At 42.8% G+C, this 10,256-nt stretch carries 8 protein-coding genes; 6 read left to right on the top strand and 2 right to left on the bottom strand.

Annotated elements, in window-relative coordinates; genetic code table 11:
- Positions 1-90: 90 nt before the first annotated feature.
- The 5 genes from GX089_06450 (at position 91) to GX089_06430 (ending at position 7,783) form a co-directional block, all read left to right on the top strand.
- Positions 91-1,008, top strand: coding sequence for a DUF2341 domain-containing protein (locus GX089_06450; protein NLP02115.1), 918 nt, complete (start codon positions 91-93; stop codon positions 1,006-1,008).
- Between the two features lie 257 nt (positions 1,009-1,265).
- On the top strand, positions 1,266-1,613 hold the full coding sequence (locus GX089_06445; protein NLP02114.1) for a T9SS type A sorting domain-containing protein: 348 nt from the start codon (positions 1,266-1,268) through the stop codon (positions 1,611-1,613).
- A 48-nt stretch (positions 1,614-1,661) separates the two neighbouring features.
- The gene (locus GX089_06440; GenBank protein ID NLP02113.1) at positions 1,662-3,980 is read left to right on the top strand and encodes a family 43 glycosylhydrolase; all 2,319 of its coding nucleotides are present in this window, start codon (positions 1,662-1,664) and stop codon (positions 3,978-3,980) included.
- Positions 3,981-4,205: 225 nt separating this feature from the next.
- A complete protein-coding gene (locus GX089_06435) occupies positions 4,206-5,777 on the top strand; it encodes a pectate lyase (GenBank protein ID NLP02112.1) in 1,572 nt (523 codons plus the stop codon).
- A gap of 65 nt (positions 5,778-5,842) precedes the next feature.
- Positions 5,843-7,783 (top strand): T9SS type A sorting domain-containing protein, encoded by a 1,941-nt coding sequence (locus GX089_06430; GenBank protein ID NLP02111.1) that lies wholly within the window; start codon positions 5,843-5,845, stop codon positions 7,781-7,783.
- A gap of 170 nt (positions 7,784-7,953) precedes the next feature.
- Here GX089_06430 and GX089_06425 read toward each other — a convergent pair whose 3' ends face one another.
- Positions 7,954-9,171 (bottom strand): PHB depolymerase family esterase, encoded by a 1,218-nt coding sequence (locus GX089_06425; GenBank protein NLP02110.1) that lies wholly within the window; start codon positions 9,169-9,171, stop codon positions 7,954-7,956.
- 183 nt (positions 9,172-9,354) lie between these two features.
- Here GX089_06425 and GX089_06420 point away from each other — a divergent pair, with 183 nt between their 5' ends.
- Positions 9,355-9,645, top strand: a complete 291-nt coding sequence (locus tag GX089_06420; protein NLP02109.1) for a hypothetical protein — start codon at positions 9,355-9,357, stop codon at positions 9,643-9,645.
- Between the two features lie 111 nt (positions 9,646-9,756).
- Here GX089_06420 and GX089_06415 read toward each other — a convergent pair whose 3' ends face one another.
- Positions 9,757-10,125, bottom strand: a complete 369-nt coding sequence (locus tag GX089_06415; protein ID NLP02108.1) for a hypothetical protein — start codon at positions 10,123-10,125, stop codon at positions 9,757-9,759.
- Positions 10,126-10,256: the final 131 nt, after the last annotated feature.

The raw sequence follows: 10,256 nt of genomic DNA, 5'->3' as shown, positions 1-10,256 counted from the left end.
GAAAATAGTAAATTTATGTTTGGCTGGTTGCATTAGACACTCCTGTTAAAGTTTGTAGTAGAACCTTAACATGTCATGTGACCAGCTACTTTGTCAACTTTTCTGAAAACCTATGGGATGGTAGTGAAACCGGATAATTCTTTTCTGTCATTTGAAATCGAAAGATGGGATCCCGGTTTGAAGCTAGCTGAAGTCTGGGTAAGAATAGATACTATCCGGGCTAATGATACCAGTCAGTACATAATGATGTACTGGGGGAATGATATAGCACAGCAGGAATCGAGTGATACCGCTGTATTCGGTACAAGATATGGATGGGCCGGTGTGTGGCATCTGGCCGAAGATGCACCTGATACGGGATCTGAGAGGTTGTATAAGAATTCGGCTGAAGATGCCAACCATGGGAAAGATCTGGTATTATCACAGAGAAAGGAAGATTTGATCGGACAGGGGCAGTTCTTTGTTCAGGCAAAACCATTGACTTCAGATTCCATACAGATAATACCTGACATGATACCGGTTTACAATGCGACTACAGTTTTAAAGCCGCAGTATCTCACTGTCTCTGCATGGGTAAAGATTAAAAAACTTGATGGGACCATCTCTGAAATACTGAGTATGGGTGATAATTACCTTTTACGTCTGGTCGGAGAGGGATATTTCCATTTTGTCATCTTTTCAGATAACGGTACCAATACTACCTGCAATGATTACTCCTTAAGTCTGGCTGATTCAATGTGGCATTTTATTGTATGTACCTATGATGGCAGCGAGGTCAGAGGTTATGTGGACGGGGTACTCAGAAGTACGGTGCCATTTACCGATGGAATCGGATATGGACGCGGTGCCGACTTCGTTATCGGGGCTCATGGTACACACAAAGTCAGTTTCAATATGGATGGAAGTATAGATGAGGTCAGAGTATCTTCAGTAGCACGCTCAGAAGACTGGATAAGGTTATCTTTCGAGAACCAGAGAACCAACTCTCAACTGCTTTCTTTTCAATAAGGCCGGCTTAAGTATGCTGTTCCCCCCTGCAGGAAAAAGCCGTTGCATTCCTTTAAAAACAGTTTTCTTCAGATTCCCTCCCACTTCAAAAGGCGTGGGCATCCCGGCCAACGGAATCTGATGTTTTCTCTCTTTTTGTCATGTTCCACAGCCCAGATTGTCCTTATATTGGTGAATACAGAAAACACGTATGTCTGGGAAATTGTGTATACGTGCTAAAATGTGGTGATTCAGGACAGTAATCAAAGGACTGAACAGTGAGATTACAGAAAAAAAGCCTGCTTGTAAAATTGTTTTTCATGCTTACCTTTTATGCGGCAGCATCTCATGCTCAGTCGTATAAATTTGACTTCGGATCAGGAGCGGCATCATCCGGTTACATACAGGTTACACCTCAGACCGACTTTACGATTCAAACAGAACGTCATTCAGAGGCTGTAAGAGTAAGGATGTACAGAATGGATGGGAAAATAGTTCTGAACAGGAAAATGACAGGTTCCTATAGATATCAATTGCCAATTGGTCATCTTGAAAACGGGCTATATCTTCTGGAACTGGTTTCACAGAACGGGGCAAAAGTATTTAATATCAATTTGATGAAGTAGCTTGTTAAATGCTTATTAACAGATACACCAATCCATGGGGGACCTGAAATGTACCGGAAATCAGGAATAAAAAAATTCATGTTTGTTTGTCTGATGATTGTGATAACAAATGAAATGACATCCGCTCAGATCATTCAGAACAATACCTTCTGGAAGGATATTTCCGGTAATCCAATCTACTCTCAGGGTGGAGGAACCATAAAAGTTGGTGATACATGGTACTGGTACGGGGCCAAGTACAATGGTGCAATAACCTACTATAATAATCCTACCAGTAAAAACGGCGATACCGGATTTCTTGGGGTGACATGCTACTCATCAAAAGACCTTGTCAACTGGAAGTACGAAGGAATAGTGTTCACCGGATCATTCGGCTGGTTTGGACGGTTAGGTGTTGTCTATAATTCCAATACAAAGAAGTATGTTCTTATTGCTCAGGAATCGATGAACAGAGTATTGTTTGCGACCAGCAGTACTCCTACCGGAAAATTTACCCAGGAAAAAATTCAGGTTCCGCCAGGAGTTGCCAATGAGGGGACCGGTGATCAGACAGTTTTCCAGGATGATGACGGCAAGGCGTACATAATCTGTTCAAGTAAAAGCGGGCGGAGCAACTTATATGTTATTCCGCTGCGGGAATCCGATTTTCTTAACTGTGAACAGGCAGTACGCGTTTTCAAAGGGGCTGGAAGAGAAGGAAACTGTATGTTCAAATACAGGGGCAGATATTATTTCTGCTCATCGGATCTTCATGGCTGGAACTCATCACACTGCTACTATATCTCAGCCACAAACATTCTTGGCCCGTATTCATCCGAAGGCATTATGGTCAACTCTGGACTTGACTTCTGCCATGTTACCCAGACCGGATTCTTTATCACGGTAAATGGTACAGAAGATACAACCGTTATCTTCTGTGGAGACCGCTGGAGTGATTTTGCCGGTAATGGAATCGGATACAACCAGTGGTGCCCTGTAACATTCAACGGGACTACACCCGTATTTAATTCTCTTTCTCAATGGTCACTCGATGCTGTCAAAGGCACCTGGCGTGTGGGACCAGGTAACAATTACATACTGAACCCCGGTTTTGAAGCCGACCGCGTTCTGCAAACCTCTCTTGCAGGATGGAGCGGAACTAAAAATGCCTCCGGTTCACGTTATTCAGGAAGATTCTGCCTTCATCAGACCGAGAGCGGAACTGCTTCACAGAATATTTCCAGCATTCCCATCGGTACCTACGAATTAAAGGCATGGGTGCAGAGCAGCGGAGGCCAGAGTACCTGTAAGATTTTTATCAGCGACTTCGGCGGCTCCGAAATGAGCTATTCTATCAACAAAGCAATAAGCAAATGGACAGAGATAAGCATCCCCAATATTCAGATTACCAGCGGTAAATGCCGTGTTGGAGTAACATCTGTTAATAACGGAAACAACTGGTGCAAAGTGGATGATTTCTCTTTGATCAGAGTGGGAACAGGCACCCTTTACGGGATAAATGCAATTGCTACTCCCGGAGGTATAATAGAGCAGAACCCGGCCGGAGATTCACTTGCAAAAGGTACAAAAGTAACATTCAGAGCGGTTCCGCTTGATGGCTGGGCATTTGAAGGGTGGTCGGGAGACCATACAGGTACTGACCCGTCGTATACCATTACATCATTGAGCTCAAATGTCTCTCTCAATGCCTCATTCAGATTTACATCAGCTGACTCCACTCTTTACGAGGGTGAAAACACAAAGATGTTTAACTCAATAGCAGAATCAACCAACAGCGGTTTTTCAGGAACAGGATACGCGAATTTCAACAACGAAACAGGCTCATCTGTAGAATTTGCGGTGTGTGTTTCCAGTGATGGTGAAAAAAATGTCGTAATTACATTTGCCAACGGATCTTCCGCTGTCCGTCCGGTTTCAGTTTCAGTAAATGGATCTGTGATAATAAACTCATTGAGTTTTAATCCTACAGGCGTCTGGACAACATGGAATACCAAAGAGATATCTGTCAACCTGAATAAAGGTATTAACACGATAAAATTTACATCATTGACTTCTGATGGCGGTCCCAATATCGATAATATCGAATTTAAGAGAGCTGTTTCAGTGCGCTCAGCTCCCATGTCTAACAAACCGGTAATTACATTTGATCCTGCCGGTTTTATAATCCAGACATACTGCCCCGGTAAAGAGGTTCAGATACAGATGCACACAATTGACGGAAAGACTGTTTTGAACAGAAAACTGAATCCCGGGTCCGGTTCAAGACAGTTCAGACTGCCCATCCATATGATCGATAATGGGGTTTATATTTTAAGAGTAAAAGCAGGTAATGTTGCCAGGGTAAAAACGGTTCATGTTCTTAAATAAAAGAACTTCATTACGTGTATACAACACCATCTCATATTTAATGCTTAATCAATTTTAACTCGGTCATTTTCAATGTGTTACTGATTTTATTGTATACATTTTGTACACAGTTTTTTAATTTGCGGTATTTAAGATGAAGGCTTTTACTCTCAATCGAGGTTATATTAAATATAGAAATCTGTAACCGGCTGACCGTTCAAATCAATTTACTCTGGAGAAAACGAGATGAGAAAAACAGATGATCTGATAGATGATTTTTCCAGGTGCAGCAGGCAGATGTTCAGTGCATTTGCAATTATTGCACTGTTTATATCTGCAGCGGATTCCAAAACCTATTATGTAGCCACAAACGGCAACAATTCGTCTCCAGGATCACAGACTCAGCCATTTGCCACTCTTCAGAAAGGCATAGAAGCGGCAGGTCCGGGAGATACGGTGTACATTAGAGGCGGAGTTTACAAGATTGTAAATCTCACCGGGTCAGCAGGTGTTCAATTTAACAAAAGCGGAACCTCGGAGGAAAAGCGGATCTGCTACTTCGCTTTTCCAGGAGAAACTCCTGTTTTTGATTTTTCCAACCTGAAGATCCAGCCCGATCCAAATTACACCCAGGGGTTTAATGTTACCGGTGCCTGGCTGCACCTTAAAGGTTTCGAAGTGTGTAATGTCCCAATGAACACCCGCTCCAACACCGGAATAAGTGTGGGCGGCAATGCTCACGACAATATTTTCGAACTCCTTAACATCCACCATATCTTTGGCTCCGGCTTTTTCATTAACACCACCACAGGCGGTCATCAGATCATCAATTGCGATTCTCATGACAATTATGACCCATACTCTCATCAGGGCAATGGTGAAAACGCAGACGGCTTCGGGGTGCACTACCAGAAAACAGGAAAATCAACAATCTTCAAGGGATGCCGCGCGTGGTGGAACTCCGATGATGGATGGGATTTCATCTCACAGGAAGTACCGGTCATAGTTGAGAACTGTTTTACGATGGGACACGGGTATGTCAATTATGGGACCGAAAGAGCAGGAAACGGCAATGGATTCAAAATCGGCAGCAGTAAAACCGGTATCAGACACATTGTCAAAAATTGTGCAGCCTGGAAAAACCGCGCCTCCGGTTTTTATGCCAACCATTCCTCCGGTGGAAATACCTGGTACAACAATACCTCATACAGCAATGGAACGCAGTATAACATGTGGGCCAGTACCTGGGATGCCAATGGAAACAGAACAGATGGTGTTATACTGACAGGATCAAAAAGGCACATCATGAGGAACAATATCGGATTTCCCAATAAGAACAGCTACATTGACGGTTACGGAGTCGATACTAAAAACAACACCTGGGATCTGTCCATCACCCCTGCGGCTTCAGATTTCCTCAGTCTTGATGATCCGAGTATGACAGTGACCGGCCGGAGTCTTGACAGCATTCCGGGAATGCTGGGACCGCGCAAGGCCGACGGCAGCTTGCCTGATGTTAACTTTCTCAAGCTGGCACCGGGAAGCAAAATGATAGACAAAGGTGAAGATGTCGGTATTCCCTTCACTGCTGTGGCACCAGACCTTGGCGCTTTCGAATCCGGTATTATTACAAACGTGGAATTTTCAATAAACCATTCCAGTGGAACACCTTTAAAAACAGCACATAAAGTTTACCCGCAGATCAGTATCGGAAACAGGAGCAGATACACTGGAAACAGCATGTATTCTATTTCAGGAAAGAAATCTTCAGTTGTACCGGCAGTAATGCCATCAAGCGGTATTTACATAATAAAGTAAACCGGATGATCACATCGGATAATTTTTATCAGTAAATATATTCAGTTTGTCAGAGGGGGTGTTTTATGAAAAACAACAAGCTCATAATCAATAAAATAAGCCGATACATACTGTCATTCATGAGTATAGCGCTCATTTTTCCAGGCTTAACTTCAGCCAGACCCTTTATTGTTGGTGCTGATATCTCCTGGGTACTTGAAGATGAGAGTATTGGAGCGACCTACTGGGATAATGGTGTACAGAAGGACCTTCTGCAAATACTGAAAGAGCACGGGTTCAATTTCATCCGTATCCGTACTTTTGTTGACCCGTGTGCTCCTGAAGGCTATGCAAAGAATTCTATTTCAGGAGCAAACCCCAATGTGTGCTGGTGTGATCTTGATCACACAATAATAATAGCCAGGAGAATCAAAGAGCATCAGATGGGGTTTCTGCTTGATTTCCATATGAGCGATACCTGGGCCTCCATTGGACATCAGTATGTACCCAGAGCCTGGGCAAATGACAATGATGAGCAGATGCGTCAGCACGCTTACGAATATGTCAAACACAATATCCAGACTCTGGTGGATCTGGGTTTGAGACCGGATATGGTTCAGGTGGGAAACGAGATTAATTCCAAAATGTCCGGTGTTTCCATCAGCAACGCTGACAGGTTTGCGGCTCTTGTCAATGCAGGAGTCAAGGGTGTCAGGGATGTTGACCCAACCATAAAGATTGTAATGCAGCATGGGCGCCCCAGACCTGACGGGGATTTCATGAATTGGTACAACACAATAAAAAACAGAATCGATTTCGATTTTATCGGTGGGTCAACATACGGGACAACGAACAACGGCGGTGACTGGCGTGAAATGTTCGGCAATGTTGTAAGGGATGGCATTGCGGTAATGAGTCTTGAACACACTGCTCAGAGAACCAAATTGATTTACGATGTGATGAATAATCTTCCCAATCAAATGGGTTTAGGCTGCTTCGCATGGGAACCTACCAGGTACAGTGATTACCCCATGTTTGACAGAAACGGAAACCGGTATACATCAAACAGCCGTCTGGATGAAGTGCTTAACATTGCAAAACAGTATAATGCAACACTTCCTGACTGGGTTCAGACTGGTTCCGGTACCAGATTCGAAATAAAAACAACTGCTGCACCGGGTGGAATCATTGAGCAAAGTCCTTCCGGAAGTTCACTGGCAGAAGGAGTAAAAGTTGAAATTAAAGCAGTGCCTCTTGACGGCTGGGTGTTTGCCGGATGGTCCGGGGATCATACAGGCACTAACCCCGCTTACACCGTTTCATCATTGAAATCCAATATCACTCTCAATGCAGCTTTCACGTTTACCTCAACTGATTCCATTCATTACGAGGGTGAAAACACAAAGATGATCAACTCTATAGTTGAATCAACCAACAGTGGTTTTTCCGGAACCGGTTATGCAAACTTCAACAATGAAGTTGGATCCTCCATTGAATTCACGGTTTGTGTTTCAGGAAACGGCGAAAAAAAGGCAGTCATTACATTTGCCAATGGTTCTTCAGTTGACCGCCCTGTTTCGGTTACTGTTAACGGCTCTGTGGTTATCAATTCACTGAGTTTTAATCCGACAGGCGCCTGGACAACATGGAATACAAAAGAAATTATTATCAATCTTGTAAGAGAAGTCAACACAATTACACTTACATCTCTGAGTTCTGATGGTGGGCCCAATATTGACAAAATTGTACTGGAGAGTGCTGTTTCAACTGCTGCAGGTTCCTCTCTTTTCATACCAGGATTGGTTTATAATCCTGCAAATTTCACAATACAGGCAAATTGTCCCGGTAAAGCGATTCATATAAATATGTATGCAGTTAACGGCAAGTCAGTATTGAACAGAAAATTGTTTTCTGCTTCCAATCAACAGTTCAGAATTCCGATAGAGCAGTTCGATAATGGACTGTATATCCTGAAATTGTCCGGGGATGGTTCATCTCAGGTACACAGGGTGAATATTGTTAAATAGGTTCTTCTTGCGGGTGTTTTACCGCACTTCAGATAAAGCTCACTTCGACTAGGCTCAGTGAGCGCTTTTTCGGGGCTATGTTCACTTTATACAGATTCAGTGGGCATTCAATGCACGAAATGTGATAAACCGTATTTATCACATTAACACTTCAAAACCGGGACAAAAATTTACTTTTGAATAGTCAGCCTGAACGCCCCTGCATCAGAGCCATTCAATGTAACTCTTGCGATACAAAGATTTGATACCTGCTGTAGCAAAGCACTCTTATCAATTGTGAATGCAAACATTCCTGTCGATGAATATGTTTCAGGATAATTAAAAGCCATCCTGCCATTTATTGTATACAATGACAAAGAAGCAGTACCAGGAATTGATCGTATTGTAACTGCTATCCGGTCGGCTGAAATAAATGATGTGACAATTGCTGAACTTGACTGAGAACCTTTTTTCAGCACGGGTCGTGATCTTACATCCGTCGATTGGTCCAAACCAAAAAACGACAATGCTTCCTGTTGCAACACCTGAAGATTATGAGGTTGATCCTGTTCAATAATTGTTTCAACAACAGTCTCACCGCTGGAATTATTGTAGCGCCGTCGTACCCATCCCGACTGGAATACATCTTTTTCCTCAGATGCGGGTATCGTATCTGCTCCCAGGACATTTGTCCACTGCTTTACAGCTTCACCAAAATTGTGAAAACTTAACACTTCATCATTGGTTCCATGCCACATCTGAATTTTCGGACGTTTTCCGGTATAGCCCGGGAATGCGTTACGAACAAGATCTCCCCACTCTTGAGCGGTTTTTGTGATTCTTCCTTTCGCACAATCATCATTCCAACTGTCCGGCCCGGAAAAGCATCCAAAAGGTACTCCTGCGAATGCGGATCCTGCTGCAAAAACATCCGGATAAGCTCCAAGCAGCACATTGGTCATCATTGCACCCGATGAAACACCTGTAACATACACTCGCGTGGAATCGGCATTGTAGTTTTTGATAACATACCTGACCATCGAAACAATTCCCAGTGGATCACTACCTCCATCATGTGTAAGCGCTTCCGTAGAAGCTACATCCCAGCAACCATCACTGCTAGCCGCATTGGGAAAAATCACATAGTACCCCTGACTTTCGGCAAACGAACAGTACCAGTAAGAAGCATTATAACAGGCGTCTGCAGTCCCGTGGCACCAGTGACAAACGACAAGAATCGGAGGTTTTGCGGCAACCTTGTCAGGTGTATAGAGAAACATCTGGATTCCGCTTGGATTTTCTCCAAAGTTTGTGACCTCTTTGTAGGTCCCTGCATGGAGAATCTGTACCTGGACTAACAGGAACATTGTAAGTGCTGACAGTAATCTCAGTTTAGTTTTTCTGTTCATGATTATCATATCTGTACATCCGGTTCAGAAGTGTTCGATAAAAATATACATTATACAACACTTTTTTCGATTACTGGAGATTCTTAATGCTGAAAGTGACGAATTATTGTTCATTCCGGAAAACCATCACAGGCAGGATTCTCTATGTGACAGTGTCCAATTCATTCTATACGTAACCGATTTATGGCTCAAATAGGGGAAAATGCTGCAGAGCCATTTAATGAATTACGAAGTATTACAAATGATAAAACGGGTGGAGTACGAATATTATCAAGACTTTGGGCAAAAGAATACTTTCATACTAAAGAACAGTTAGAACATTACTACGAAGAAATAGATAAATACAAAGCGATTTTCTGGGAAGTGGTTGAAAAAGAAGATCCTATCAATCCCTGGCTTAAAAAGACAATCAATGATATTGAGAAAATATGTAAAGGCGTTATTTCTGGAAAAGGTACTTTGTATGGATTTTGAATTAAATTTGTTTAAAAAACCATAAAACAAAATATCTCTATAAAGGATCGCACACAAATACAAAATATTTTATCTTGTATAGAAAGTTTTTATCCCGGTAAATTACAGACTTTACCTGAGAATCTCCACCACTTCAGAGGGGTTCTCTACGCTTATCAGCAGTTCTTTTAGACGTACCGGAAATCCCATAACATAAGCCCGCTGAACAGGGTTCAGCTTTATGCTTAAAATATCCTTTCCGGAGCCATTTACAAGCCATCGGCCACAAAATCCATGCACTCCACGGCTGAGAGGCTTTTTGCTTATCACAGAAACCTCACCTACAACAGAGCGGGGGAAACGGGAGCGGAACGCCCAGCTCATCCGGACTTTTACCTGGTCCTCTGAAAACTCTATATAGGAACCTGAGGGAGGAATACCGACCAGAAATGACAAAACACGGTACCATGGATCAAAGTATATCTGAAACCGTTTAGTCATTTTTTGGGTCTATCCGGATTTCCCAAACAGTGTAGTTAGATGAGTTCTTTGACATATATATAGAGTCACAGGCCCCTACAGAGGTATTTTTGTTTGATAATCGTCAACACAAACAAATTCCTGCAAGGAGG

It is taken from the genome of Fibrobacter sp. (assembly GCA_012523595.1).
Lineage (GTDB): Bacteria > Fibrobacterota > Chitinivibrionia > Chitinivibrionales > Chitinispirillaceae > JAAYIG01.
This window is presented reverse-complemented; position numbering and strand designations above follow the sequence as displayed.